Origin of the sequence: Pseudomonas hydrolytica (assembly GCF_021495345.1) — a bacterium.
Taxonomy (GTDB): domain Bacteria; phylum Pseudomonadota; class Gammaproteobacteria; order Pseudomonadales; family Pseudomonadaceae; genus Aquipseudomonas; species Aquipseudomonas hydrolytica.
In genome coordinates this window covers 4,460,925-4,485,100 of record NZ_CP099397.1, presented here as the reverse complement: position 1 = coordinate 4,485,100, position 24,176 = coordinate 4,460,925, and the positions used below count along the sequence as shown (strand labels likewise).

At 66.1% G+C, this 24,176-nt stretch carries 23 protein-coding genes and 1 pseudogene; 15 read left to right on the top strand and 9 right to left on the bottom strand.

The window, feature by feature from the left end:
* Positions 1–4 precede the first annotated feature (4 nt).
* Positions 5–589: an LON peptidase substrate-binding domain-containing protein gene (locus L1F06_RS21065; RefSeq protein WP_003240179.1), complete on the top strand. Its 585-nt coding sequence runs from the start codon at positions 5–7 to the stop codon at positions 587–589.
* A gap of 9 nt (positions 590–598) precedes the next feature.
* Here the strand turns inward: L1F06_RS21065 and L1F06_RS21060 are convergent, their stop codons facing one another.
* Together L1F06_RS21060 and L1F06_RS21055 are read right to left on the bottom strand one after the other, a co-directional pair.
* Positions 599–1,915: a bifunctional DedA family/phosphatase PAP2 family protein gene (locus L1F06_RS21060; protein ID WP_096825546.1), complete on the bottom strand. Its 1,317-nt coding sequence runs from the start codon at positions 1,913–1,915 to the stop codon at positions 599–601.
* Complete coding sequence (locus tag L1F06_RS21055; protein WP_129483041.1) at positions 1,912–2,628, bottom strand: DNA-3-methyladenine glycosylase; 717 nt, start codon at positions 2,626–2,628, stop codon at positions 1,912–1,914. The genes L1F06_RS21060 and L1F06_RS21055 overlap by 4 nt, the downstream gene beginning before the upstream one ends.
* A gap of 66 nt (positions 2,629–2,694) precedes the next feature.
* Between L1F06_RS21055 and L1F06_RS21050 the strand changes: the two genes are divergently transcribed.
* Positions 2,695–3,549: a class I SAM-dependent methyltransferase gene (locus L1F06_RS21050; RefSeq protein WP_129482998.1), complete on the top strand. Its 855-nt coding sequence runs from the start codon at positions 2,695–2,697 to the stop codon at positions 3,547–3,549.
* A gap of 40 nt (positions 3,550–3,589) precedes the next feature.
* On the opposite strand, the gene L1F06_RS21045 is transcribed toward L1F06_RS21050, so the two are convergent.
* Positions 3,590–4,819: an alpha/beta fold hydrolase gene (locus L1F06_RS21045; RefSeq protein WP_129482997.1), complete on the bottom strand. Its 1,230-nt coding sequence runs from the start codon at positions 4,817–4,819 to the stop codon at positions 3,590–3,592.
* A 406-nt stretch (positions 4,820–5,225) separates the two neighbouring features.
* On the opposite strand from L1F06_RS21045, the gene L1F06_RS21040 reads away from it, so the two are divergent.
* From L1F06_RS21040 to lipB, 11 genes are all read left to right on the top strand, one after another.
* A complete protein-coding gene (locus L1F06_RS21040) occupies positions 5,226–6,491 on the top strand; it encodes a glutamate-5-semialdehyde dehydrogenase (protein ID WP_003240189.1) in 1,266 nt (421 codons plus the stop codon).
* Positions 6,492–7,151, top strand: coding sequence for a nicotinate-nucleotide adenylyltransferase (nadD, locus tag L1F06_RS21035; RefSeq protein ID WP_003240190.1), 660 nt, complete (start codon positions 6,492–6,494; stop codon positions 7,149–7,151).
* A 64-nt stretch (positions 7,152–7,215) separates the two neighbouring features.
* Positions 7,216–7,569 carry a ribosome silencing factor gene (gene rsfS, locus L1F06_RS21030; protein ID WP_003240193.1) on the top strand — a complete coding sequence of 118 codons (354 nt, stop codon included), beginning with the start codon at positions 7,216–7,218 and terminating at the stop codon, positions 7,567–7,569.
* Between the two features lie 9 nt (positions 7,570–7,578).
* On the top strand, positions 7,579–8,046 hold the full coding sequence (gene rlmH, locus L1F06_RS21025; protein ID WP_003240195.1) for a 23S rRNA (pseudouridine(1915)-N(3))-methyltransferase RlmH: 468 nt from the start codon (positions 7,579–7,581) through the stop codon (positions 8,044–8,046).
* A 6-nt stretch (positions 8,047–8,052) separates the two neighbouring features.
* Positions 8,053–9,945: a penicillin-binding protein 2 gene (mrdA, locus tag L1F06_RS21020; RefSeq protein WP_003240197.1), complete on the top strand. Its 1,893-nt coding sequence runs from the start codon at positions 8,053–8,055 to the stop codon at positions 9,943–9,945.
* Positions 9,942–11,087 (top strand): rod shape-determining protein RodA, encoded by a 1,146-nt coding sequence (gene rodA, locus L1F06_RS21015; RefSeq protein WP_012019718.1) that lies wholly within the window; start codon positions 9,942–9,944, stop codon positions 11,085–11,087. The genes mrdA and rodA overlap by 4 nt, the downstream gene beginning before the upstream one ends.
* 17 nt (positions 11,088–11,104) lie before the next feature.
* Positions 11,105–12,115, top strand: a complete 1,011-nt coding sequence (gene mltB, locus L1F06_RS21010; protein WP_129482996.1) for a lytic murein transglycosylase B — start codon at positions 11,105–11,107, stop codon at positions 12,113–12,115.
* On the top strand, positions 12,112–13,125 hold the full coding sequence (locus tag L1F06_RS21005) for a septal ring lytic transglycosylase RlpA family protein (protein WP_012019716.1): 1,014 nt from the start codon (positions 12,112–12,114) through the stop codon (positions 13,123–13,125). Before mltB ends, L1F06_RS21005 begins: the two co-directional genes overlap by 4 nt.
* A 113-nt stretch (positions 13,126–13,238) precedes the next feature.
* The gene (locus L1F06_RS21000; protein ID WP_003240203.1) at positions 13,239–14,399 is read left to right on the top strand and encodes a D-alanyl-D-alanine carboxypeptidase family protein; all 1,161 of its coding nucleotides are present in this window, start codon (positions 13,239–13,241) and stop codon (positions 14,397–14,399) included.
* 64 nt (positions 14,400–14,463) lie between these two features.
* The gene (locus L1F06_RS20995) at positions 14,464–14,742 is read left to right on the top strand and encodes a DUF493 domain-containing protein (protein ID WP_003240204.1); all 279 of its coding nucleotides are present in this window, start codon (positions 14,464–14,466) and stop codon (positions 14,740–14,742) included.
* Positions 14,743–14,807: 65 nt separating this feature from the next.
* Entirely contained in the window at positions 14,808–15,365 is a 558-nt protein-coding gene (gene lipB / locus L1F06_RS20990; RefSeq protein WP_252576795.1) for a lipoyl(octanoyl) transferase LipB, read from the top strand.
* A gap of 177 nt (positions 15,366–15,542) precedes the next feature.
* On the opposite strand, the gene lipA is transcribed toward lipB, so the two are convergent.
* The 6 genes and pseudogenes from lipA to leuS all read right to left on the bottom strand — a co-directional run bounded on the left by lipA (position 15,543) and on the right by leuS (position 22,754).
* Positions 15,543–16,595 (bottom strand): lipoyl synthase, encoded by a 1,053-nt coding sequence (lipA, locus tag L1F06_RS20985; RefSeq protein WP_003240209.1) that lies wholly within the window; start codon positions 16,593–16,595, stop codon positions 15,543–15,545.
* 163 nt (positions 16,596–16,758) lie between these two features.
* Positions 16,759–18,015, bottom strand: coding sequence for a lytic murein transglycosylase (locus tag L1F06_RS20980; protein ID WP_096825553.1), 1,257 nt, complete (start codon positions 18,013–18,015; stop codon positions 16,759–16,761).
* Between the two features lie 81 nt (positions 18,016–18,096).
* A pseudogene (arfA, locus tag L1F06_RS20975) lies at positions 18,097–18,243 on the bottom strand (alternative ribosome rescue factor ArfA); the annotation flags it as partial.
* A gap of 145 nt (positions 18,244–18,388) precedes the next feature.
* Positions 18,389–19,420, bottom strand: coding sequence for a DNA polymerase III subunit delta (gene holA, locus L1F06_RS20970; protein ID WP_096825554.1), 1,032 nt, complete (start codon positions 19,418–19,420; stop codon positions 18,389–18,391).
* A 55-nt stretch (positions 19,421–19,475) separates the two neighbouring features.
* Positions 19,476–20,087 (bottom strand): LPS-assembly lipoprotein LptE, encoded by a 612-nt coding sequence (locus L1F06_RS20965; protein WP_129482994.1) that lies wholly within the window; start codon positions 20,085–20,087, stop codon positions 19,476–19,478.
* A gap of 54 nt (positions 20,088–20,141) precedes the next feature.
* Complete coding sequence (gene leuS, locus L1F06_RS20960) at positions 20,142–22,754, bottom strand: leucine--tRNA ligase (RefSeq protein WP_129482993.1); 2,613 nt, start codon at positions 22,752–22,754, stop codon at positions 20,142–20,144.
* A 178-nt stretch (positions 22,755–22,932) separates the two neighbouring features.
* On the opposite strand from leuS, the gene L1F06_RS20955 reads away from it, so the two are divergent.
* Together L1F06_RS20955 and L1F06_RS20950 are read left to right on the top strand one after the other, a co-directional pair.
* Positions 22,933–23,361, top strand: a complete 429-nt coding sequence (locus tag L1F06_RS20955) for a hypothetical protein (RefSeq protein WP_003240222.1) — start codon at positions 22,933–22,935, stop codon at positions 23,359–23,361.
* Between the two features lie 23 nt (positions 23,362–23,384).
* Positions 23,385–24,155 carry a YdcF family protein gene (locus tag L1F06_RS20950; RefSeq protein ID WP_129482992.1) on the top strand — a complete coding sequence of 257 codons (771 nt, stop codon included), beginning with the start codon at positions 23,385–23,387 and terminating at the stop codon, positions 24,153–24,155.
* Positions 24,156–24,176: the final 21 nt, after the last annotated feature.

Here is a 24,176-nt window from a genome sequence, read left to right as displayed (position 1 = left end):
GACGATGAACCTGCCGCTGTTCCCCCTCAATACCGTGCTGTTCCCCGGCTGCATGCTCGATCTGCAGATATTCGAGGCGCGCTATCTGGACATGATCAGCCGCTGCATGAAACAGGGCAGCGGCTTCGGCGTGGTGTGCATCGTCGACGGCGCGGAGGTGGGCGAGGCCGCCAGCAGCTTCGCCGCCATCGGCTGCGAGGCGCTGGTGCGCGACTTCCAGCAGCGCCCCAACGGCCTGCTGGGCATCCGGGTCGAGGGCGGACGGCGTTTCAGGGTACGCGAGGCTCGCGTACTGCCGGATCAACTGACGCTGGCGGAGGTGGACTGGCTGCCGGAGCAGGAGGATCGACCGCTGCTCGGCGAGCATGCCGACCTGGCCGCCTTGCTAGCCGCCCTGGCCGAGCATCCGCTGGTTTCGGGGCTGGGCATGGCCGGAGTGGTCGGCGCTCAGCAGCAGCTGGCGAATCAGCTGGCCTATCTGCTGCCGCTGGAGCCGACGCAGAAACTGCAGCTGTTGCAGCAGGACGATCCCGCGCAGCGCCTGGAACAGCTGCAGGTCATGGTGGATCAGCTGCAGGGCGATGCCTGAAGCCTGGGCTCAGTAGGCGTAGCGCAGCAGCGCGGCCGACAGTTGCCAGGCCGCCATGCCGCCGAGTACCGCCAGGCAGGCTGGCAGCACGATCCACCACAGGCGTGCCGGCAATGCCGGCAGCACCTCGCGGCGCTGGCACAGGGTCAGGCTCAGGCCGCATACGGCCGATGCCAGCAGTGCCCCGGCGATCACGTCGCTGGGCCAGTGCACGCCCAGATAGACGCGCGACAGGGCAATGGCCAGCGCCGGCAGACAGGCCACCACCAGCCAGGCCAGGCGCAGACGCACGCCCTGACCTCGACCGGCAAGTACCCCGAGCACCAGGAAGAAGGCGAACGAGGCCGAACTGTGACCGCTGGGGAAGCTGAAGCTGGTCAGCGGCTCGCTCAGAATATCGGGACGCACGCGGGCGAAACCGTGCTTGAGCGTGGTGTTGCCCAGCGCGGTGAGCAGCAGCGTGGAACCGGCGAACAGCAGATGACGCCATTGCCGGGCGAGCAGCAGCAGGCTGCACAGCACCACGGCCGCCACCAGTTGCGTGCGCAGATCGCCGAGCCGCGTCAGGGTGACGATCCAGCGATCCAGGTGCGCCCGGCGCTGCTCCTGGACCAGGGTCAGCAGGCCCTGGTCCAGCGCATCCAGGTGTGGCCAGCCGATCATGATCGCCAGCAACAGCAGCAGGCTGAGCCCGCCGGCGAGCAGGCTGGCGCGTTGTTTTCCCGCCAGGCTGGCCTGCACCGTCAGCAGCAGGATCAGGCCGATGCCGGCCAGCAGAACGGCCGCCTCCGTCCAGAACCCCTCGGCCATCGGCAGGCGCAGCGCGGCGCCGGTGGCCCAGCCGGGCAGCAGGTAGGCCACCGACCAACCGGCTGCCGCCACCAGACTCACCAGAATGAAGCGCAGTAGCGGCATGTTCAGCATGCCGGCGACTAGCGGCAGCAGAGGGCGCAGGGGGCCGATGAAGCGCCCCACCAGCAGGCTGGCCACGCCGTAATGGCGGAAGTACAGCTCGGCGCGCATCACCCACTGCGGATGACGGCGCAGGATCGGCAGGCGCGGAATGTTGTGCTTGAAGCGTCGCCCCAGGGTGTAGGACAGCAGGTCGCCGCAGAAGCCACCGGCATAGGCCAGCGCCAGCGTTTCCCACAGGCTGAGTACGCCGCTGCCGGCCAGCAGGGCGACGCTGAACAGCAGCACCACGCCTGGCAGGAGGATGCCCACCAGGGCCAGGCATTCGAACAGGGCGATAAGGAAGATCGCCAGCCCCAGCCATTGCGGGTTGGCGCTCAGCCAGGTGGTCAGGTTGTCCAGCCAGACGCTCAAAGGTCACCTCCTGCGACGCTCAGCAACTGGTAATCATGTCCTTCGACCTGACCACGGCGCAGTGGGTTGCGTGTGCAGTAGCGCGCGTAGCCGGCGTCGACGAAACGGTAAGGCAGATGCTCGTCGCGCCCCTTGGGAATACCCAGGCGCGCGCACTGGATGATGGTCTGCGGGCGCTCGCCGACGTCCTCGACGAACAGCCGCTGCAGGTCGAAACGGCGCGCGTCCCAGTCCGGCACTTTCAGGGCGAGGGCCTTGCACAGCAGCGTCTGGCCGGCGCACAGGCGCTCGGGCGCGCGCGGCATGCCGAGGCTGTCCGGATTGTTGCGCTGCATGGCGGCTAGCGAGTCGGCGCCGCTGATGGCGTCGACCCAGGGATGCGCGGACTTGATCAGCACCGCATTGCCCGGGCCATGGACGCTGAAGTTCAGCGAATCGCCGCCGCGCGCGTAGTACATGTAGATGTGCCCGCCGTCGGCGAACAGCGCCTTGCGTTTCTCGGTGTAGCCGAGCGAGGCATGGCTGCCCTTTTCCGCCAGGTAATAGGCTTCGGTCTCGATGATCCGCGCGCTCAGCCAGAGCGCGCCGACGCGGTGGCGAATCACCTTGCCGAGCAGCTCGCGCGCCAGCAGTTGCGCGTCACGGTCGAAGAAGGCATCGGCCAGGGGGCGGGCCTGCGGCCAGGGCAAACTAAGGGTGGGTTCGGCTGGCATCATCTGTTGCATGAAGTCGCATGGGCATAGTCTGGGGCGGCGAGCATAACAACAAGAACCTTAAAGATGCCTGAACGTTCCCGCAGCAGCAGTGCCCATATCAGCCCTTCGGCGCATTACACCGGTTACGTCTGGTATCGCCACCAGCTCGCCGAGTCGGCGTTCGTCACCGCCTTCGGCCGCTTCGTGCACAAGCTGCTGTGGCCGCTGACCTGGGGCGCACGCGCAGGCTTCGGCCTGGATATCGAGGCCCTGCTGCTGCAGCGTCATCTGCAGATCGATGCGCTGCTGACCGAAGCCATCGAGCAGGGCGGGGTGCGGCAGGTGGTGGAGATCGCCTGCGGCCTGTCGCCTCGCGGCCGGCGCTTCTGCGCGCGTTATCCACAGCTTCGGTATCTGGAAGCGGACCTGCCCGCCATGGCCGCACGCAAGCGCCTGCTGCTGCATGGTGAAGGCTGGCTGGACGGGCGGCACCAGGTGCGCGCGGTCGATATCCTCGCCGAGCGCGGCAATCAGCGGCTGGGTGCACTGTTCGCGGATCTGGAGCGCAGTGAGCCGGTGGTGGTGATCACCGAGGGGCTGGTCAACTACTTTCCGTTGACGCTGATCGAGGGCTTCTGGAGCCGGCTCGCCAACGAACTTGGCGAGTTCCCCGCTGCTACCTACCTGACCGAGCTTTATCCGGACCTGCGTGAACATCCGCGCTACCGCCAGCTGCGCTGGGGCGTCGATCTGATCGGCCGCTTGACTCGCGGCAGTTACCCGCTGCATTACCGTAATCATGACGAGATCGTCGCGGGCTTCCGGCGTTGCGGCTTCGCTCAGGTGCAGGTGCTTGATCCCAGTGCCGATGCGTCCCGTCTGGGGCTCGCGCCTTCACGCTTGCCCGGACTGGTGCGGGTGATTCAGGCGCGGACCTAGGAAGCGCTGCGCTCCGCGGCTGTGCCGGCTTGCTACCGATCTAGGCGCAGGCCGCTGCCGGCAGCGGCGCCGGATGGATGCGCGCGGCCAGCGCCAGGCTGGCATTGGCATCGGTATGCGGGAAGACGAAGGCCAGGCCCCTGTCTTCGTGGCGCAGCGGTAGCAGCGGCTGGCTGGGCAGATCCGCATAACTCAGCTGCCAGCCCCGCCCAGGCAGATCCCGCGGCAGGTCGCCTTGCAGCAGCCCGCCGAAGAAGCCCAGCTCGCTCAGCTCCACCGTCCATTGCCGGCCTTCGGCATGCTGCAGCAGTGCCTGACGCTGGCGGGGCGCCAGGCGCGGCTCGCAGCGTTTCTCCAGCTTCAGGAGCTGCTCGGCTTGCAGGCGCGTGCTGCCCGGGCTGCGTGCCGGCAGCGGTCGCCCATCGAGGAAGGGGCGGTACAGCGCGGCGCAGGCTTCACGTCGTTCGAACTGGGCAAGATGATCGGCCTGGTGGATCAGGGCGCAATCGGCCTGGGCGCAGGCCGCGGCGAACTGGGCGTGTTCCCAGGGCTGGGTGAAATGATCGTGCTCGCCGGCCAGCACCAGGGTCGGGCATAGCGGGTGGCGCTCGAAGCCGGCGAAGGCCAGCAGGCGCCGGCTGTTCTGCCGGTAACGCTCCACCTCGGTCGGCGACAGGCGCTGGATCTGCCGCAGCAGCGCCTTGCGAAACACCGGTGAAACGCCCGTGTCCTGCAGATGCAGCGGGTTGAGCAGGCCGGTCAGGGCACCCTGGGCGAACTCGCCGATGCGCCCCTCATCGAGCAGGGCAAGGCCCTCCTCCAGCAGCCGCCGCGCGCCGGGGCGGCCGAAGGCGGTGACCCCGGCCAGCAGCAAGCGCGCGCAGCGTTGCGGGTGACGGGCGGCGAACAGGGCCGCCAGCGCCGAGCCATAGGACAGGCCGATGGGCATCAGTGCCGGCAGCTGCAGCTGTTCGGCGAAGGCGGCGATCAGGTCGGCCAGTTGCTCCAGGCCGAGCTCCGGCGCCAGTTGCATATTGCCGCCCTGGCTGGGCAGGTCGAGCAGAATCACCGGATGGCTCGGCAGCAGCTCCTCCACCTCGGCGGCGAAGGAGCGAAAGCTCTGGAACGCACCGCCAAGCAGCAGCACCGGCGGGCGCGGGTCGTGCTGGCGGGTGGAGTAAGCCTGGTAATGCAGACGCCAGCCGGCGATCTCCAGGACCTCGGGCGGGCTGACGAGCAGGGCGGCGCTGTAGTCGGTGCGGTAATGCATGATGGAGGCACTCCGGCTTTTTCTTGTCGTTATCCACGGGGCGGCACACGGCGCCGGGGCGGTCTTGTCTGACAAAGCTTGATCGCAAGGTAAACATCGCGCTGTCTTTTGTTTACCCAACCTTCGGGCGGCCCCATGGCCTGGGTGTCACCGTTGCGCTGGCGGCGGCTCTGCCGTGGGGCGGGCGGCGTTACCGCGGGCCCCTGGCGAACGCCTTGTCTACCTGGCGCGGGCTCTTGTCAGAGAGGCTCTGGGGGCTTCTGCGATGATGGGTCGGCAGGCATGGCGCCGCGGCTAGAACCCCGCCCGCCAGCATCACCCCGACCGCTTGCCAGACGCCGCTGGGCGTGGCCTTGCGAGCTCGCTATAATCAGCCCCTTTTTCCAACTGCCAGACCTCCGCCGCCATGACCGAGTCCGTGCACGCTTACATGACCCGCCTGGGCCAGGCCGCCCGCCAGGCTTCGCGGGTGCTTGCCCGCGCCAGCACCGCGCAGAAGAATCGCGCGCTGCAGGCCGCGGCCAATGCCCTCGACGCCGCTCGCGCCGAACTGACTGCCGCCAATGAACTGGACCTGGCCGCGGCTCGCGCCAGTGGTCTGGAACCGGCCATGGTCGACCGTCTGGCCCTGACGCCAGCGGTGGTCGACGGCATGATCGAAGGGCTGCGCCAGGTGGCGACCCTGCCGGACCCGATCGGCGAGATCCAGGGCATGCGCTATCTGCCCTCCGGCATCCAGGTCGGCAAGATGCGCGTGCCGCTGGGTGTGATCGGCATCATCTACGAGTCGCGGCCGAACGTGACCATCGATGCCGCCAGCCTGTGCCTGAAGTCCGGCAATGCCACCATCCTGCGCGGCGGCTCCGAGGCCATCCACTCCAACCAGGCGATTGCCCGCTGCATCCAGCTGGGCCTGGCCGAGGCCGGTTTGCCGGCGGCCTGCGTGCAGGTGGTGGAAACCACCGACCGCGCCGCGGTGGGTGAGCTGATCACCATGCCGGAGTTCGTCGACGTGATCGTGCCGCGCGGCGGCAAGGGCCTGATCGAACGCATCAGCCGCGATGCCAAGGTGCCGGTGATCAAGCACCTGGACGGCGTGTGCCACGTCTATGTCGACATCGCCGCCGATCTCGACAAGGCCATTCGCGTCTGTGACAACGCCAAGACCCAGCGCTACTCGCCGTGCAACACCATGGAAACCCTGCTGGTGCACCAGGCCATCGCCGAACGCGTGCTGCCGCCGCTGGCTGCCATCTACCGCGACAAGGGCGTGGAGCTGCGCGGCGATGCCGCCACCCGCGCACTGCTCGGCAGCGATGTGCTGGAAGCGAGCGAGGACGACTGGTTCGCCGAGTACAACGCGCCGATCCTGGCGATCCGCATCGTCGACTCGCTGGATGCGGCCATCGAGCACATCAACCATTACGGTTCGCACCATACCGATTCGATCATCACCGAGCACTTCAGTGATGCGCGACGTTTCCTTACCGAAGTGGATTCCGCCTCGGTCATGGTCAACGCCTCGACCCGTTTCGCCGATGGTTTCGAGTATGGCCTGGGCGCCGAGATCGGTATTTCCACCGACAAGCTGCACGCCCGTGGCCCGGTCGGCCTGGAAGGCCTGACCAGCGAGAAGTACGTGGTCTTCGGCGACGGACACATTCGCACATAAATGAACGGTATTGGCGCCCGACGTATCGGCCTGCTCGGCGGTACCTTCAACCCGGTGCACAACGGGCATCTGCGTGCGGCGCTGGAAGTGGCCGAGTTCATGGCGCTGGACGAGCTACGGCTGATCCCCAGCGCGCGGCCGCCGCACCGCGACGCGCCACAGGCGAGCGCCGAGCAGCGCTTGGCCATGGTTCGCCTGGCGGTGGCCGGCGAACCGCGGCTGACGGTCGATGACCGTGAGCTCCAGCGCGACAAGCCGTCGTACACGGTGGACACTCTGGAGTCGGTGCGCGCCGAGCTGGCGGCGGACGATCAGCTGTTTCTGCTGCTTGGCTGGGATGCCTTCTGCGGGTTGCCGAGCTGGCACCGCTGGCAGGAGTTGCTCGATCACTGTCACCTGCTGGTGCTGCAGCGGCCGGATGCCGACAGCGAGGCGCCGGAGGCGCTGCGCGATCTGCTGGCGGCGCGCAGTGTCAGCGACCCGCTGAGCCTGGCCGGGCCGGGCGGGCAAATCAGTTTCATCTGGCAGACTCCGCTGGCGATATCCGCCACGCAGATTCGCCACTTACTGGCAACCGGCCGCTCGGCGCGCTTTCTGCTGCCCGATGCGGTACTGGCCTATATCCAGGCGCACGATCTTTACCGTGCGCCCAATGCTTGAGGCGTCGCGCCTGCGCTGACGTCCATTACACGAGGCAAACGAGTCATTTATGAGCAAGCAGAACATGCCCAGCGAAGAGCTGGTCAAGATCGCCGTGGCGGCGCTGGAAGAGATCAAGGCGACCGACATCACCGTGATCGACGTCAAGGACAAGACCAGCATCACCGATTTCATGGTGATCGCCAGCGGTAGCTCCAGCCGCCAGGTCAAGTCGCTGGTGGAAAACGTGCTGGAAAAGGTCAAGGAGCAGGGCGTGCGCCCGATCGGCAGCGAAGGTCTGGACAGCGGCGAATGGGCCCTGCTCGACCTGGGCGACATCGTCGTGCACGTGATGCTGCCGACCGCGCGCCAGTTCTATGATCTGGAGCGCCTGTGGCAGGGCGCCGAGCAGAGCCGCGCCCAGCATTCCGCTGAATAAGGCGGCGCGATGCGCATCAAGCTGATCGCCGTCGGTTCGCGCATGCCGCGCTGGGTCGAGGAGGGCTGGCAGGAGTACGTCAAGCGTCTGCCCGCCGAACTCCCGCTGGAGCTGGTGGAGATTCCTCTCAATACCCGCGGCAAGAACGCCGACGTCGCCCGCCTGATCCGTCAGGAGGGCGAGGCCATGCTGAGCAAGGTGCAGCCGGGCGAACGTATCGTTACCCTGGAGGTCCATGGCAAGCCCTGGAGCACCGAACAGCTGGCAGCGGAGCTGGAGCGCTGGCGCCTGGATGCGCGCAACGTCAACCTCATGGTCGGCGGCCCGGAAGGGCTGGCGCCGGAGGTCTGCGCGCGTAGCGAACAGCGCTGGTCGCTGTCGCCGCTGACGCTGCCACACCCGCTGGTCAGGATTCTGCTCGGCGAACAGATCTACCGTGCCTGGACCGTGCTGTCCGGCCACCCGTACCACAAGTAGTCATCGATGCCGCAGCCGATTCGTCTCAAGGATCATGAAAAGGACGCCCGCCTGGTCAAGCGCCGGGTGGTGTTCTGTGCTGTGGCAATCATCGTGCTCACCTGCCTGCTGATCATGCGCATGTACTACCTGCAGGTGGTTCAGTACGAGTATCACTCCACGCTGGCCGAGAACAACCGCATCCACGTGCAGCCGATTCCGCCGACGCGCGGGCTGATCTTCGACCGCAACGGGGTGATCATCGCCGACAACCGACCGAGCTTCAGCCTGACCGTTACCCGCGAGCGTGCCGGCGACTGGCTGAGCGTGCTCGATACCGTGGTCGAGGTACTGGAGCTTTCCGCGGACGAGCGCGCGCTGTTCGAGCGCCGCGTGCGCCAGGGGCGGCGGCCCTTCGAGCCGGTGCCGATCCTGTTCGAGCTGTCCGAGGAGCAGATCGCCCGCATCGCGGTCAACCAGTTCCGCCTGCCCGGCGTCGAGGTGGCGGCGCAGCTGGTGCGGCATTATCCGCAGCAGGAGCACTTCGCTCATTCGGTCGGCTATGTCGGTCGCATCAACGAGCAGGAACTCAAGCGTCTCGATCCGACCGACTACGCCGGCACCCACCATATCGGCAAGACCGGCATCGAGCGCTTCTACGAAGACGAGCTGCACGGCGAAGTGGGTTACGAAGAAGTCGAGACCAACGCCCGTGGCCGCGTACTGCGGGTGCTCAATCGCATCGACCCGAAGCCGGGCAAGGACATCGTCCTGAGCCTCGACGTGCACCTGCAGGAGGCCGCCGAGAACGCCCTGGGCGGCCGCCGCGGTGCGGTGGTGGCGATCGACCCGAACAACGGCGAGGTGCTGGCGATGGTCAGTCAGCCCAGCTTCGATCCCAACCCCTTCGTCACCGGCATCAGCTTCAAGGCCTATGGCGAGCTGCGCGACTCAATCGACCAGCCGCTGTACAACCGCGTGCTGCGCGGCCTCTATCCGCCGGGCTCGACCATCAAGCCGATGGTCGCCGTGGCCGGCCTCGATGCCGGCGTGGTCACGCCCACCTCGCGGGTGTTCGACCCAGGCTTCTATCAGTTGCCCAATCACAGCCACAAGTACCGTAACTGGAACCGTACCGGTGACGGCTGGGTCGATCTCAACCTGGCCATCGCCCGTTCCAATGACACCTACTTCTACGATCTGGCGCACAAGATGGGCGTCGATCGCATGCACGACTACATGAGCCGCTTCGGCCTCGGGCAGCGCGTGGCGCTGGACATGTTCGAGGAAACCGCGGGCCTGATGCCCTCGCGCGACTGGAAGCGGGCGCGTTATCGCCAGCCCTGGTACCCCGGCGAAACCCTGATTCTCGGTATTGGCCAGGGCTACATGCAGACCACGCCGCTGCAGCTGGCGCAGGCTACCGCGCTGATGGCCACCCGCGGCAAGTGGATACGTCCGCACCTGGCCAAGAGTGTCGATGGCCGCCTGCCCGTGGACCCGAATCCTATGCCGGATATCGTGCTGCGCGATCCGAAGTTCTGGGAATACGGCATCCGCGGCATGGAGGACGTGCTGCACGGTGCCCGCGGCACCGCGCGCAAGGTCGGCGAGAGTTCGGTCTATCGCATCGCCGGCAAGAGCGGTACCGCGCAGGTGGTGGCGATCAAGCAGGGCGAGAAGTACGACCGCAACAAGGTCCAGGAGCGCCACCGCGACCACGCGCTGTTCGTCGCCTTCGCCCCGGTGGAGAACCCGCAGATCGCCGTGGCGGTGATGGTGGAGAACGGTGAATCCGGCTCTGGCGTCGCCGCGCCGGTGGTCAAGCAGGTGATGGACGCCTGGTTGCTGGATCAGCAGACGGGCCAGCTCAAGGCCGAGTTCGCGCAGCCGAAGAACGCCGAGGTCAGTCAGCGATGAAGAGCAATTTCGACCGCACCCTGTCCGATGAGGACGTGCTGCGCCGCCGCGCCACGCTGCTGCAGCGCATGCACCTGGACGGCTGGCTGTTGCTGCTGCTGCTGGTACTGGGCGCCGGCAGCCTGTTCATCCTCTATTCGGCCAGTGGCAAGAACGTCGACCTGTTGATCCGGCAGGCCACCTCGTTCGGCATCGGCATGCTGGGCGTGGTGCTGATCGCCCAGTTCGACCCGCGCTTCATGGCGCGTTGGGTGCCGCTGGCCTATGTGGCGGGCGTCGGCCTGCTGCTGGTGGTCGAGCTGATGGGACATACCGCGATGGGGGCCACCCGCTGGATCAACATCCCCGGGGTGATTCGCTTCCAGCCGTCGGAGCTGATGAAGATCATCATGCCGATGACCATCGCCTGGTACCTGGCGCGGCACAACCTGCCGCCGCGTTTCAAGCATCTGGTCGTCAGCCTGGCGATGATCGGTGTACCCGTGGTGCTGATCGCCAAGCAGCCGGACCTCGGCACCTCGCTGCTGATCCTGGCCTCGGGGGCCTTCGTGGTGTTCATGGCCGGCCTGCAGTGGCGATGGATCCTCGGCGCTGCCGCTGCCGTGGTGCCGATTGCGGTGGGCATGTGGTATTTCGTCATGCACGACTACCAGAAGCGCCGCGTGCTGACTTTCCTCAACCCGGAGAGCGATCCGCTGGGGGCGGGCTGGAACATCATCCAGTCCAAGGCGGCCATCGGTTCGGGCGGCGTTCTGGGCAAGGGCTGGCTGCTGGGCACTCAGTCGCACCTGGATTTTTTGCCGGAAAGCCATACGGACTTTATCATTGCCGTGCTTGCCGAAGAGTTCGGCCTGGTTGGCGTCTGCCTCCTGTTGCTGCTGTATCTGCTGCTGCTGGCGCGCGGCCTGGTGATCACCGCCCAGGCACAGACGCTGTTCGGCAAGCTGCTGGCCGGGGCGCTGACCATGACCTTCTTCGTTTATGTTTTCGTCAACATTGGTATGGTCAGCGGGCTGTTGCCGGTGGTTGGGGTGCCGCTGCCCTTCATTAGCTACGGCGGAACCCATCTGGTGACGCTGTTGTCAGGCTTCGGGATATTGATGGCGATCCACACCCACAGAAAGTGGATCGCTCAGGTTTGATTGGGGGTTGGGACTTAATGCATTCACTGCGCAGTTGGGCTGCTCGGACGGTCATCGGGGTCGGCATGGCCGGCCTGCTCGGCACAGGTGCCCAGGCGCTGGCGGCTGATTACGACGGCTCGCCGCAGGTGGCCGAGTTCGTCGAGGAAATGACCCGCGACTACGGTTTCGCCAGCGAGCAGCTGGTTGCCCTGTTCGCCGAGGTGGAGCGCAAGCAGGCCATTCTCGACGCCATTTCGCGTCCGGCGGAGAAGGTCAAGCCATGGAAGGAGTACCGCCCGATCTTCATCACCGACGCCCGCATCGCGCGTGGTGTGGACTTCTGGCGTCAGCACCAGGCGGCGCTGGAGAAGGCCGAAGCCGAGTACGGCGTGCCGCCGCAATTCATCGTCGCGATCATCGGCGTGGAGACCTTCTACGGCGGCAACACCGGCAGCTGGCGGGTGATGGACGCGCTGTCCACCCTGGCCTTCGACTACCCGCCGCGCGCGCCGTTCTTCCGCAAGGAACTGCGCGAGTTCCTCATGCTGACTCGCGAGGAGCAGGTCGATCCGCTTTCGCTGAAGGGCTCCTACGCCGGTGCCATGGGCCTGCCGCAGTTCATGCCGAGCAGCTTCCGCGCTTACGCCGTGGACTTCGACGGTGACGGCCACATCAACATCTGGAGCAACCCGACCGATGCCATCGGCAGTGTTGCCAGCTATTTCAAGCGTCACGGCTGGCAGACCGGCGGCCAGGTCGCCAGTCGCGTCCAGGTCAGCGGTGCGCGGGTCGACGAAGGCCTGACCCAGGGCCTGGACCCGGTGAAGAACGTCGCCGAGCTGCGTGCGCTGGGCTGGAAGAGCAAGGACAAGCTGGCCGAGGATCTGCCGGTCACCGCCTTCCGCCTGGAGGGCGCGCAGGGCGACGAATACTGGTTCGGCCTGCCCAACTTCTACACCATCACCCGCTACAATCGCAGCGTGATGTACGCCATGGCGGTCAACCAACTGTCTGAACTGCTGGTCGAAGCACGGGGTAATCGATGAGTGCGTCCAAACTGCTGCCGCTGGCGGCCTGCGTCACCGCGGCGCTGCTGCTGACCAGCTGCTCTTCCAATCGTGCACCGCAGCCGGTGGTGACGCCTGGTCAATCCAGCGGCATTTCCGGGCCGGGCGATTTCAACCGTCCGCACAAGGATGGCGCGCCCTGGTGGGACGTGGACGTGTCGAAGATCCCCGATGCCATCCCCATGCCGCACTACGGGCCGGTCAAGGCCAGCCCCTACGTAGTGTTCGGCAAGCAGTACTACCCGATTCAGGACGCCCGTCGCTATCAGGCGGTGGGGCCGGCTTCCTGGTACGGCACCAAGTTCCATGGTCAGGCCACCGCCAACGGCGAGACCTACGACCTGTACGGCATGACCGCGGCGCACAAGACGCTGCCGCTGCCCAGCTACGTGCGGGTGACCAACCTGGAGAACGGCAAGAGCGTGATCCTGCGCGTCAACGACCGCGGACCGTTCTATTCCGATCGCATCATCGACCTGTCCTTCGCCGCGGCGAAGAAGCTCGACTATGCCGAGAAGGGCACCGCGCGGGTCAAGGTCGAGGGTATCGACCCCCACGAGTGGTGGGCGCAGCAGGGCCGACCGGTACCGCTGGTGCTGGCCAACAATCAGCCGGCCAAGGCCGCTGTGGCCAAGCCTGCCGCGCAGCCGGTGGCACAGGTCGTCGAGCAGTACTCGCCACCGCCGACGCAGCACGCGGCGGCCGTGGTGCCCGTGCAGATCGACTCAAAAAAAAACGATTCACTCGCAGCCTCTGGCCTGTATCTCCAGGTGGGAGCCTTCGCCAATCCGGACGCTGCGGAGCTGCTCAAGGCCAAGCTGACTCAGACCACCAGTGTCCCGGTGTTCATCAGCTCAGTGGTACGCGACCAGCAGATCCTGCACCGGGTCAGGTTGGGGCCGATCAGCAACCAGGGCGAGGCTGAGCAGCTGCAGAGCAGCGTACGCCTGGCCAACCTGGGGCAGCCCACGCTGGTGCGTGCCGACTGAGGGCACTTCCCCGGCAATTGCCGGACTAACACCCGTGGCTCGCTCGTGGCGAGCCGCCAGATGATCCTTCGGGGTCGCGTTTACAACCCAAGCAACACATTTTCGAGAGACGGATGAACATCACCAGCTTCGCGCAACGTGCCTTCCTCTTCCTGGGCCTGCTGACCGCACCGCTCGCCTGGTCCAGCCAGCAAGTGGTTCCCGCTCCCCCGCAACTGGCCGCGACTTCCTACGTGCTGATGGATGCCGCCAGCGGCCAGGTCCTGGTGGAGAGCAACGGTGACCAGCGCCTGCCGCCGGCCAGCCTGACCAAGCTGATGACCGCCTATATCGCCACCCTGGAGATCAACCGCGGCCAGATCAAGGAAAGCGACATGGTCCGCGTCAGCGAGAAGGCCTGGCGCAAGGGCGGCTCGAAGATGTTCATCGAGGTGGGCAAGGAAGTCTCGGTGGACGATCTGCTGCACGGCATCATCATCCAGTCGGGCAACGACGCCAGCATCGCCATCGCCGAGCACATCGCCGGTAGCGAGGACGCCTTCGCCGACATGATGAACACCCATGCCCAGCGTCTCGGCATGAGCAACACCCACTTCATGAACTCCACCGGCTGGCCGGACCCGGAGCATTACTCCTCGGCGCACGACATGGCCAAGCTGGCCCGCGCGATCATCTACGAGGACCCGGCTCACTACGATATCTACAAGCAGAAGGAATTCCTCTGGAACGGCATCAAGCAGCCGAACCGCAACCTGCTGCTGTGGCGTGACAGTACGGTCGATGGCCTCAAGACCGGCCACACCGAAGAAGCCGGTTACTGCCTGGTGGCCTCTGCCGTGCGTGACGGCCAGCGCCTGATCGCCGCCGTGTTCGGCACCGTCAGCGAGCAGGCCCGCGCCGCCGAGGTACAGAAGCTCCTGACCTACGGCTTCCGCTTCTTCGAAAGCCGCACCTTCTACAAGAAGGGCACCGAGCTGGCGCAGGCTACTGTCTGGAAGGGCACCACGCATCAGGTCAAGGCCGGCCTGGCCGAGGACCTGACCATGACCCTGCCCAAGGGCCAGCTGGAGAAGCTGCAGGCGAGCATGAGCCTCAATCCGCGTCTGATCGCGCCGATCCAGCAGGGCGACGTGATCGGCAAGGTCGAGGTCAAGCTGGGCGAGGAGGTGGTGCGCAGCACCGACCTGGTGGCCCTCGAGGCGGTCGAAGAGGGCGGTCTGCTGCGCCGTCTGTGGGACAGCATCCGACTGTTCTTCTTCGGCCTGTTCAACTGATCAAACCTGGCCGCTCCAACCCGGGGCGGCCCTCTTCTGGACGGGCTTTGAGCCCGCTGATGCCATGACCGATAGCGACGTCCAACCGCCCAAAATCGAATTTCCCTGCGAGCGTTACCCGATCAAGGTGATCGGCACCGCTGGCGAAGGTTTCTCCGACCTGGTGATCGAAGTGATCCAGCGTCACGCGCCGGACCTGGATGCCTCGACCCTGGTGATGCGTGACAGCCGCAACGGCAACTTCCTCTCGGTGCAGGTGCTGATCACCGCCACCAGCGTCGAGCAGTTGCAGGCCATTCACGTCGATCTGCGTGCCACCGGCCGCGTGCACATGGTGCTGTGATAGCCGTGCCCGAGCTCGTTGTCCGCCATCTGGGGCTGGTCGAGTATCAGCCCACCCTGGAAAGCATGCGCCAGTTGACGCGCGAGCGTGACGAGCGGACGGCGGACGAGATCTGGCTGCTGCAGCATCCCAAGGTGTTCACCCAGGGCCAGGCCGGCAAGGCCGAACACCTGCTGGCGCCGGGCGACATTCCGGTGGTGCAGGTCGAGCGCGGCGGCCAGGTGACCTATCACGGTCCCGGCCAGCTGGTGGCCTACCTGATGCTCGATCTGCGCCGCCTCGATCTCGGCGTGCGCGAACTGGTCACCGCCATGGAGCAGAGTCTGGTCGACCTGCTTGCCAGCTATGGCATCGAGGCGGCGCCCAAGGCCGACGCGCCAGGGGTGTACGTGGCAGGCGACAAGATCGCCTCGCTGGGCCTGCGTGTCAGCCGTGGCTGCTCCTTCCATGGCCTGGCGCTGAACGTCGATATGGACATGTCGCCTTTCCAGCGCATCAATCCCTGCGGCTACGCGGGGCTGAAGATGGTGCAGATGCGCGATCTGCTGCCATCGCCGCCAGCGTTCGACGAGGTGTCGCAACGGCTGGAGCAGGCGCTGCGCGCCCGTCTGGGCTACGCATAGGGGCGGGCCGCCCAGGGATATCAGCGATTTCGCGGTGCGCACGGCGCACCCTACGGACGGTGATCCGCCATGCGTAGGGTGCGCTGCGCGCACCAATGAGGCTACCGAGTTTAGTGTTGTCAGAAACGAAAAAGGGACGCCTCGGCGTCCCTTTTTCGTTTGTCGTGAAGAGCAGGCTCAGTTCAGGTTCAGCGCCGGAATCAGGCTGGCGTCGACCTCCTGGCCGGGCACTGGAACCGGGGCGGCCAGGCCCAGGTTGTTCTTCTCGAACACGCGGTCGGCGCGGTAGCTGGAACGGACCAGCGGGCCGGCGGCGACTTCCATGAAGCCCTTCTCCAGGCCGATGTCACGCAGGCGGTTAAACTCTTCGGGGCTGACCCAGCGCTGTACCTTCAGGTGGTTGCGCGTGGGTTGCAGGTACTGGCCGAGGGTGAGGATGTCCACGCCGATGGCACGCAGGTCATCCATGGTTTCCAGGATTTCCTCATCGGTTTCGCCCAGGCCGAGCATCAGGCTGGTCTTGGTCAGCACCTGCGGACGGTGCTTCTTGGCGTGCTCGAGCACCTTGAGGGTCTTCTCGTAGCCGGCGCGCGGGTCGCGTACCACATGGGTCAGACGCTTGACCGTCTCGACGTTCTGCGCGAACACCTCCAAGCCCGAGTCCACCACGCGTTCGATGGCCTGATGGTCGCCATCGAAATCCGGGGTCAGGGCTTCGACCACCACCTGCGGGGTGTTCTCCTTGATCGCCCGCACGCAGGCTGCGTAGTGGCTGGCGCCGCCGTCTTCCAGGTCGTCGCGGTCCACCGAGGTCAGCACGATATAACGCAGGGCCATCAGTTCCACCGACTTGGCGGTGTTCTGCGGCTCTTCCAGATCCAGCCAGCCATTGGGGTTGCCGGTGTCCACCGCGCAGAAGCGGCAGGCGCGGGTGCACACCGAGCCCATCAGCATGATGGTCGCGGTGCCGTTGGACCAGCACTCGCCCATGTTCGGGCAATGCGATTCCTGGCACACGGTGCTCAGGCGGTGCTCGCCGACGTTGCGCTTGACCGCCTCGAAACGGCTGCCGCCCGGTGCCTTGACCCGCAGCCATTTGGGCTTGGGCTCGAAGACCTGGGGCTCGGCCGAGGCACGGCGCTTCTGACCATCCTTGATCGCGGTGATGCCTTGGGCGGTGCGGAATTTTTCGCCGCTGGCGACGGGTTTGGGCGAGGAGGTATCGGACATCGGAAATCTGGGCTCCGGTAGAGGCTCCGTGGGCAGGTGGCTTTTGGCCGCCCGCCAGTCTACCACAGAAGGTGTATGCAGACGCCGGGGCCGCTTGTCGACAAGTAGCTTGGCGAGAGGCTGGTGGCCGCCTGCCGGGGCGGCCACGCCAGCGGCGTTGGCGTCAGCGGCCGCGCAGCTGTTGCAGCAGTTGCGTGTTGGGATAGCCGTCGGCCGGCCAGTTCAGCTGCAGCTGCAGGGCGCGGATGGCCTTGCGTGTATTGGCGCCGATGATGCCGTCGGCCGGGCCGGGGTCGAAACCCTTCTGTGCCAGCAGCTCCTGCAGTTCGATGCGTTCGCTGCGGCCCAGCTGACGTTCGTCACGCGGCCATTGGCCCTGCACCTCGCTGGGGCGCAGCAGGTTGTCGGCGAGCAGACCGATGGCCAGCGCATAGGAGGTGGAGTTGTTGTACTTGAGGATGCTGCGGAAGTTGTCCAGCAGCAGGAAGGCCGGACCGCGATGGCCGGCAGGCAACTGCAGGCTGGCTCGGGAGCTTGCCGCCGCCCCTGTCGGTGCCAGTGGCCGTACGCCGAGCTCGGCCCATTCGGCCAATGTGCGGCGCTGCTCGGGGTCGGCCAGGGCGTAGTCGAAACCGTTCGGCAGACGAACCTCGAAGCCCCAGGGCTGGCCGCGCTGCCAGCCGGACGCCTGCAGATAATGGGCGGCCGAGGCCAGGGCATCGCTCGAGGAGTTCCACAGGTCGCGCTTGCCGTCGCCATCGAAATCCACGGCGTGCTGGTTGTAGGTGGTGGGCATGAACTGGGTCTGGCCCATGGCTCCGGCCCAGGAGCCGATCATGCGCTCGCTGCTGATGTCGCCGTTCTGCAGTATCTGCAGGGCGGCCAGCAACTGGGTGCGCCAGAAGGCCTGGCGGCGGCCTTCGAAGGCCAGGGTGGACAGCGAGCGAATCACGCTGTGGCCGCCGATGTTGTTGCCGAAGTTGCTCTCCAGACCCCAGATCGCCACCAGTACCGGCGCCTCGACGCCGTAGCGCTGCTCAATGCGCTGCAGCACTGCATTGTGCTGGGCCAGCAGCACGCGTCCACGGCCTATTCGGCTGGCCGAGACGGCGCCATCGAGGTACTCCCATACCGGGCGAGTAAATTCCGGTTGGCTGCTGTCGGCCTTGATGACGCTCGGGTCAGGCGTGATGCCGGCGAAGACGCGGTCGAACAGGGCGGCATCGATTCCGGCAGCCACTGCCTCGCTGCGCAGCGCCTGGCGCCAATCGGCAAAGCTGGGGGCAGGTTTCTCGGCGGTGACCTGCGGTGCGGCAACCGGTGCGGCTGGCGGAAGACTTTCTGCTGGGGCTTGGGCGCAGGCTGCCAACAGCAATAGAGGAAGCAGGGCCAGGGTGCGACGTGGAAACTGGGGTGGCATGTCTATCTCAGGGCGTTTAAGCAGGCTGCTACCTTAGCATGACCGGGCTGCAGGCAGGGCCATCAGTGCGCCGACATACCCCATAAAGCAAGAAGCCTCCCAGTTGTGGGAGGCTTCGCGGCGGTAGCTGCCTTTGCCTTTCTGCGGTCGTTCCTGGCGGGAACGAAACAGTGGCTGGGCGATGATGGATTTGGCCTTGTTCGGCCGCTTTGCGGCTTTCTTGCTCATGCGGGGTTCCTCGGTAGGGCCTGTTTCCAGCGCAGGCGCGCGGACTATGCGCCGCTGTACGGAAAATGTCCAGATTGTGGAGGCTGCGGTGCGTACCGGGATTACCGCCATTGGCTGCGCACGACCTGGGCGGCCCCGCGGCGCCCTACGCGAGGCGCAGGCGTTGACCGGCCAGTTGCAGGGTCAGCAGTGCCAGATCGCTCCAGGGATCACCGGGCGCCTGGCCCTTGATCTGCGCGTCAATCAGCTGCGCCTGCTGCAGCAACTGGCCCCAGCGTTTGCTGCTGTGGCGTTGCAGGGCTTTGGAAACCAGCGGGCGGCGTTTGTCCCAGACGGGAGGGCGGGCGCTGGCGAAGGCCTTGTCCAGCGGGATGCCCTGGCTCTGCTGGTGGGCGATGCCAGCCAGCAGACGAATCTCGCGCGCCAGAGCCCAGAGGATCACCGGCGTTTCCACGCCCTCGCCGCGCAGCCCTTCGAGGACGCGCAGGGCATGCGCCGCGTCGCCGGCCAGGGCGCAGTCGATCAGGCCGAACACGTCGAAGCGGGCGCTGTCGGCCACGGCGGCTTGCACGGTCTCCGCATCCACCTGGTTGCCTTCGGCGAGCAGCTTGAGCTTTTCCACTTCCTGGGCGGCGGCCAGCAGGTTGCCTTCGACGCGTGCGGCGATCATTTCCACCGCATCGGCGCTGGCGCTCAGGCCGGCCTGGGCCAGGCGCTGGCGAATCCATTGCGGCAGCTGGTTGGCGTCCACCGGCCAGATCTGGATGAACTGGCTCACCTGGCCGTCGATCAGGGCCTTGGCCCATTTGGATTTCTGCGTGCTGCCGTCGAGCTTGGGCAGGCTGAGCAGCAGAACGGTGTCCTCGGGCGGCCGGCCCAGGTATTCGAGCAGGGCAGCCGTGCCCTTGTCGCCCGGCTTGCCGGAGGGCAGGCGCAGTTCCAGCAGGCGTTTTTCGGCGAACAGCGAAAGGCTGGCGCCGGCCTGCAGCAGGTTGCCCCAGTCGAAGTTGGCTTCGGCGTTAAACACCTGACGTTCGCTGAAGCCCTGCTGGCGGCAGGCGTTGCGAACGGCGTCGGCGGCTTCCTGGCAGAGCAGTGGCTCGTCCCCGCTGATGGCGTAGACAGGGGCAAGCGCGCCTTGCAGGTGTTTGCCGAGTTGCGCGGGGGCAAGCTTCATCGAGGTGAGGTCATCTGGACGGAGGCGTCGGGCCGCGGCTGCGGCCCTTGGACTTTTAGCGGGACGGCAGTTCGATCGGCGACTGCTGCGGAGCGACCTGAGCTTCGCGGGCGCTGCGGGCAGCCTCCAGCGCTTCGGCTTCTGCCCTGGCGCGGGCTTCGGCGGTCTGCTGCAACTGGTCCAGCTGTGCAGGCGTGATCTGCTGCAGGCGCAGTGCCAGTTGCTGGATCAGCTCGCGGCGTAGCTCGTTGCGCAGCTGAGCGGCTTCCTGATCCGAGCCGGTCAGGTTGTTGTCATCCTGCTGGTAGTAGTTCTGGACCTCGACGCGGTCGTTGGTCAGCAGCAGGTCGCGTGCACCACGGAGTTCGTAGTCCAGAGCCATGTTCAGCTCGTACTCGGCGGTACGGGCGCCGCTGTTGTAACTCGCGCTGCGACGATTCTCCGACTCGTTGCTCAGCACCAGCTTGTAGGGGGCGCCGGCGTGAACGCGAACGCCGTTGTTTTCCAGCACGTCACGCAGTTCCTTCACGGTTTCGCCATAGGCGTTACGCGCGCTGACATCGAGCTCCTTGAGGGCGAACTGTACGTCGCCGGTGCCACGCAGCTGGAAACCACAGGCGCTGAGCAGGGCGGCCAGGCCGATGACCAGCAGATTCCGTTTCATCATTCTCATATCCCCTTGGCGGATCGCGGCGCCACGTCGCGGTGGCGCCGAGCTTAATCAGTTGGCGACTATGTTGACCAGCTTGCCTGGCACCACAATGACCTTGCGAATGCTCAGGCCCTCGGTGAAGCGCAGCACGTTCTCGTTGGCGCGGGCGGCGGCTTCGACATCCTCGCGGGAGGCGCTGGCCGGAACTTCGATCTGCCCGCGCAGCTTGCCGTTGACCTGTACCACCAGGGTCAGGCTGTCCTGCACCAGGGCGGATTCATCGACCTGCGGCCACTGCGCATCGATCACCGCATCGGCGTGACCCAGGCGCTGCCACAGCTCGTGACTGATGTGCGGGGTGATCGGTGCCAGCAGCAGGGTGACGATCTCCAGACCTTCGTGCACCAGTGCGCGGTCCTGTTCGGTTGCGGTGGCGGCCTTTTCCAGCACGTTCATCAGCGTCATCACCTGGGCGACGGCGGTGTTGAATTTGTGATGCTGGCCGATATCGTTGCTGGCCTGCTTGATCGCCAGGTGAATGGCGCGGCGCACGGCCTTCTGCTCGTCGCTGAGGCTGGTGATGTCCAGCTTGCCAGGCAGACCGGCGCTGACATGGCCGTGGGCCAGGCGCCAGACGCGACGCAGGAAGCGGTTGGCGCCCTCGACGCCGGCATCCGACCATTCGCAGCTCTGATCGGGCGGCGAGGCGAACATCATGAACAGGCGGCAGGTGTCGGCGCCGTACGCATCGATCATGTCCTGCGGGTCGACGCCGTTGTTCTTCGACTTGGACATCTTCTCGGTGCCGCCGATTTCCACCGGCAGGCCGTCGCTCTTGAGCTTGGCGCCGATGACCTTGGCCTTGGCGTCACGCTCGACTTCCACGTCGGCTGGGTTGAACCAGTCCTTGCCGCCGTTTTCCAGGGTGCGGTAGTAGGTCTCGGCGACCACCATGCCCTGGGTCAGCAGGTTCTTGAACGGCTCATTCGAAGACACCAGGCCCTCGTCGCGCATCAGCTTGTGGAAGAAGCGCGCGTAGAGCAGGTGGAGGATGGCGTGCTCGATGCCGCCGATGTACTGATCCACCGGCAGCCAGTGGTTGGCCGCTTGCGGGTCGACCATGCCGCCTTCGTAGTTCGGGCTGGCGTAGCGGGCGAAGTACCAGGACGACTCCACGAAGGTGTCCATGGTGTCGGTTTCGCGCTTGGCCGGGGCGCCGCATTTCGGGCAGCTGCACTCGTAGAACTCGGGCATCTTCGCCAGCGGGCTGCCTGCGCCATCCGGCACCACGTCTTCGGGCAGCACCACCGGCAGCTGGTCTTCCGGCACCGGTACATCGCCGCAGCTGTCGCAGTGGATGATGGGGATCGGGCAGCCCCAGTAACGCTGGCGGCTGATGCCCCAGTCGCGCAGACGGAACTGGGTCTTGCGCGCGCCGTGCGCACTGGCTTCCAGATCACCGACGATGGCGTCGAAGGCGGCGCTGAAATCCAGACCGTCGTACTTGCCGGAGTTGATGGTGGTCAGGCCGGCCTTGTCTCCGTACCAGTCCTGCCAGGTGCTGGCGTCATAGTCCTTGCCTTCGCCGGTGTAGACCTGCTTGATCGGCAGGTCGTACTTGCCCGCGAACTCGAAGTCGCGCTCGTCATGCGCTGGCACGGCCATCACCGCGCCTTCACCGTAGCCCCACAGCACGTAGTTGGCGACGAATACCGGCAGCTTGTCCCCGGTCAGCGGATGAATGACGAACTGGCCGGTGGCCAGGCCCTTCTTCTCCATGGTGGCCATGTCGGCCTCGGCCACGGAGCCGGCCTTGCACTCGGCGATAAAGGCGGCGATGGCCGGATTGGATTCGGCAGCGCGCTGGGCCAGCGGGTGTTCGGCGGCCACGGCGACGTAGGTGGCGCCCATCAGAGTGTCGGGGCGAGTGGAGTAGACCTTCAGCTGACCATCGATGCCGATGCTGGCGACGTCGTAGTCGAACACGATGTCGGCACCGAAGCTCTTGCCGATCCAGTTGCGCTGCATGGTCTTGACCTGCTCGGGCCAGCCATCCAGCTCGTCCAGGCTGCTCAGCAGCTCATCGGCGTAAGCGGTGATCTTGAAGTAGTACATCGGGATTTCGCGCTTCTCGATCAGCGCACCCGAACGCCAGCCGCGGCCGTCGATGACCTGCTCGTTGGCCAGTACGGTCTGGTCCACCGGATCCCAGTTGACGGTGCCGTTCTTGCGGTAGATCACGCCCTTCTCGAACAGGCGGGTGAACAGCCACTGTTCCCAGCGGTAGTAGTCCGGCTTGCAGGTGGTGACTTCGCGCGTCCAGTCGATGGCCAGGCCCAGCGATTTGAGCTGGGACTTCATGTAGGCGATGTTCTCGTAGGTCCACTTGGCCGGCGCCACCTGGTTCTTCATCGCGGCGTTTTCCGCCGGCATGCCGAAAGCGTCCCAGCCCATCGGCTGCAGCACGTTCTTGCCCTGCATGCGCTGGTAGCGCGCGATCACGTCACCGATGGTGTAGTTGCGCACGTGCCCCATGTGTAGCTTGCCGCTGGGGTAGGGGAACATCGACAGGCAGTAGAAGGTGTCCTTGCCGGGCTGTTCGCTGACGACGAAGGATTTCTGCGCGTCCCAGTGGGACTGCGCGGCGGCTTCTATTTCACGGGGCGAGTACTGTTCGTGCATGGCTCTGGCGCTGAAGGAATGGGGCTTGCGGAAAACGTCGTAGCATACATGAGCGCCGTCTGCCGAGGGAAACCCAGATTGCGGCGCGCACGCCGTTTGTCGCGGCATCCGGCTGCTTGCGGGGCCTTCGCTAAGCTTTACTCAAGGGCCGCGAATCTCGGGCCTTGCGAGGTGTTGGATGGCTGATGCGCGGCAATTGGAACGAGGCGGGGGGCTGTACGAGCGGCTGCTGCAGCGGCTCGCCCTGGCGCTCGAGGAAGCCGACACGGCCAGCCGGCTGCATGCCGAGCCCTTGCGCGAGCTGGAGCTGGACGGCCTGAGTCCGGCCGAGCTGGAGCTGATCCGCGCTTACCTCAACCGTGACCTGCACTGGCTGCGTGGCTGGCATGCGGCGGCCGAGGAGCTGGCGCTGATCCAGCGTCAGCCCGTGCGCGTGGGCAAGGGCGCCGCTGCCCGCCCCGTGGCCAAGGCCAAGCCCTTGCTCAAGCGGCGCCAGGCATTGTGCTGCGCCCTGTGCGGCACGCCGGTGACCTGGCAACGGGGCCAGAATGCCCAGGCCTGTCAGGCCTGTGGTTCCAAGTTGTTCCGTAGCGGCAATCCTCGTTAGGCTTGGGCGCCCTGGAGGTGCCCATGCCGATTCGCTTCATCCTCAAACAGCTGCTGATGCCGCCCGGCTTGTTTCTGCTGCTCATCCTGTTCGCCTGGTGGCTGCGCCGGCGCTTTCCCTGTCTGGCGACCGCCTGCTTCGTGGCGGGGGTGGGCGGCCTGTGGCTGATGAGCCTTCCGGCCGTGGTGGAGTGGAGCGCGCGGCAGCTGGAGCGCGAGCCGGCGCTGGCCGAAGCGCAGTGGCCGAGTCTGGCGCAGCGCGCCGATGCCATCGTGATTCTGGGCGCGGGGCGCGAGCAGGGTGATCCGGGCTGGGGCCTTGTCGATCAGCCGGGCCTGATGGCGCTGGAGCGTCTGCGTTACGCCGCGCGACTGGCGCGAGCTTCCGGTTTGCCGCTGGCTGCCACGGGCGGCCTGCACTACGGTCAGCCGCCCAGCGAGGCGGCGCTGATGGCCGATGTGATGCAGCGCGACTACGGCCTGGAGATCCGCTGGCGGGAGGAGCAGAGCCGCACCACCTGGGAAAATGCCCAACTGAGCGCCGAGCTGCTGCAGGCGCAGGGGGTGCGGCGCGTGGTACTGGTGACCCAGGCCTGGCATATGCCGCGGGCTCGCTGGTGTTTCGAACAGGCCGGCTTCGAGGTGATCACGGCGCCCATGGGCTTTCTCAGCAAGGGCTACGAGCGTCCGCTGGGAGGCTGGCTACCGGAGTCTCGGGCCATCTGGCAGAACAGCCAGCTGCTCAACGAGGCGCTGGGCCTGTGGTTTTATCCTCTGGTCTATGGGCAGCGTTAAGCGATAAGCCACAAGCTGTAA

Coding starts and splice junctions, on each gene's coding strand:
- L1F06_RS21065 (WP_003240179.1), top strand. CDS start 5: ATGAACCTGCCGCTGTTCCCCCTCAATACCGTGCTGTTCCCCGGCTGC.
- L1F06_RS21055 (WP_129483041.1), bottom strand. CDS start 2,628: ATGCCAGCCGAACCCACCCTTAGTTTGCCCTGGCCGCAGGCCCGCCCC.
- L1F06_RS21050 (WP_129482998.1), top strand. CDS start 2,695: ATGCCTGAACGTTCCCGCAGCAGCAGTGCCCATATCAGCCCTTCGGCG.
- L1F06_RS21045 (WP_129482997.1), bottom strand. CDS start 4,819: ATGCATTACCGCACCGACTACAGCGCCGCCCTGCTCGTCAGCCCGCCC.
- L1F06_RS21040 (WP_003240189.1), top strand. CDS start 5,226: ATGACCGAGTCCGTGCACGCTTACATGACCCGCCTGGGCCAGGCCGCC.
- nadD (WP_003240190.1), top strand. CDS start 6,492: ATGAACGGTATTGGCGCCCGACGTATCGGCCTGCTCGGCGGTACCTTC.
- rsfS (WP_003240193.1), top strand. CDS start 7,216: ATGCCCAGCGAAGAGCTGGTCAAGATCGCCGTGGCGGCGCTGGAAGAG.
- rlmH (WP_003240195.1), top strand. CDS start 7,579: ATGCGCATCAAGCTGATCGCCGTCGGTTCGCGCATGCCGCGCTGGGTC.
- mrdA (WP_003240197.1), top strand. CDS start 8,053: ATGCCGCAGCCGATTCGTCTCAAGGATCATGAAAAGGACGCCCGCCTG.
- rodA (WP_012019718.1), top strand. CDS start 9,942: ATGAAGAGCAATTTCGACCGCACCCTGTCCGATGAGGACGTGCTGCGC.
- mltB (WP_129482996.1), top strand. CDS start 11,105: ATGCATTCACTGCGCAGTTGGGCTGCTCGGACGGTCATCGGGGTCGGC.
- L1F06_RS21005 (WP_012019716.1), top strand. CDS start 12,112: ATGAGTGCGTCCAAACTGCTGCCGCTGGCGGCCTGCGTCACCGCGGCG.
- L1F06_RS21000 (WP_003240203.1), top strand. CDS start 13,239: ATGAACATCACCAGCTTCGCGCAACGTGCCTTCCTCTTCCTGGGCCTG.
- L1F06_RS20995 (WP_003240204.1), top strand. CDS start 14,464: ATGACCGATAGCGACGTCCAACCGCCCAAAATCGAATTTCCCTGCGAG.
- lipB (WP_252576795.1), top strand. CDS start 14,808: ATGCGCCAGTTGACGCGCGAGCGTGACGAGCGGACGGCGGACGAGATC.
- lipA (WP_003240209.1), bottom strand. CDS start 16,595: ATGTCCGATACCTCCTCGCCCAAACCCGTCGCCAGCGGCGAAAAATTC.
- L1F06_RS20980 (WP_096825553.1), bottom strand. CDS start 18,015: ATGCCACCCCAGTTTCCACGTCGCACCCTGGCCCTGCTTCCTCTATTG.
- holA (WP_096825554.1), bottom strand. CDS start 19,420: ATGAAGCTTGCCCCCGCGCAACTCGGCAAACACCTGCAAGGCGCGCTT.
- L1F06_RS20965 (WP_129482994.1), bottom strand. CDS start 20,087: ATGATGAAACGGAATCTGCTGGTCATCGGCCTGGCCGCCCTGCTCAGC.
- leuS (WP_129482993.1), bottom strand. CDS start 22,754: ATGCACGAACAGTACTCGCCCCGTGAAATAGAAGCCGCCGCGCAGTCC.
- L1F06_RS20955 (WP_003240222.1), top strand. CDS start 22,933: ATGGCTGATGCGCGGCAATTGGAACGAGGCGGGGGGCTGTACGAGCGG.
- L1F06_RS20950 (WP_129482992.1), top strand. CDS start 23,385: ATGCCGATTCGCTTCATCCTCAAACAGCTGCTGATGCCGCCCGGCTTG.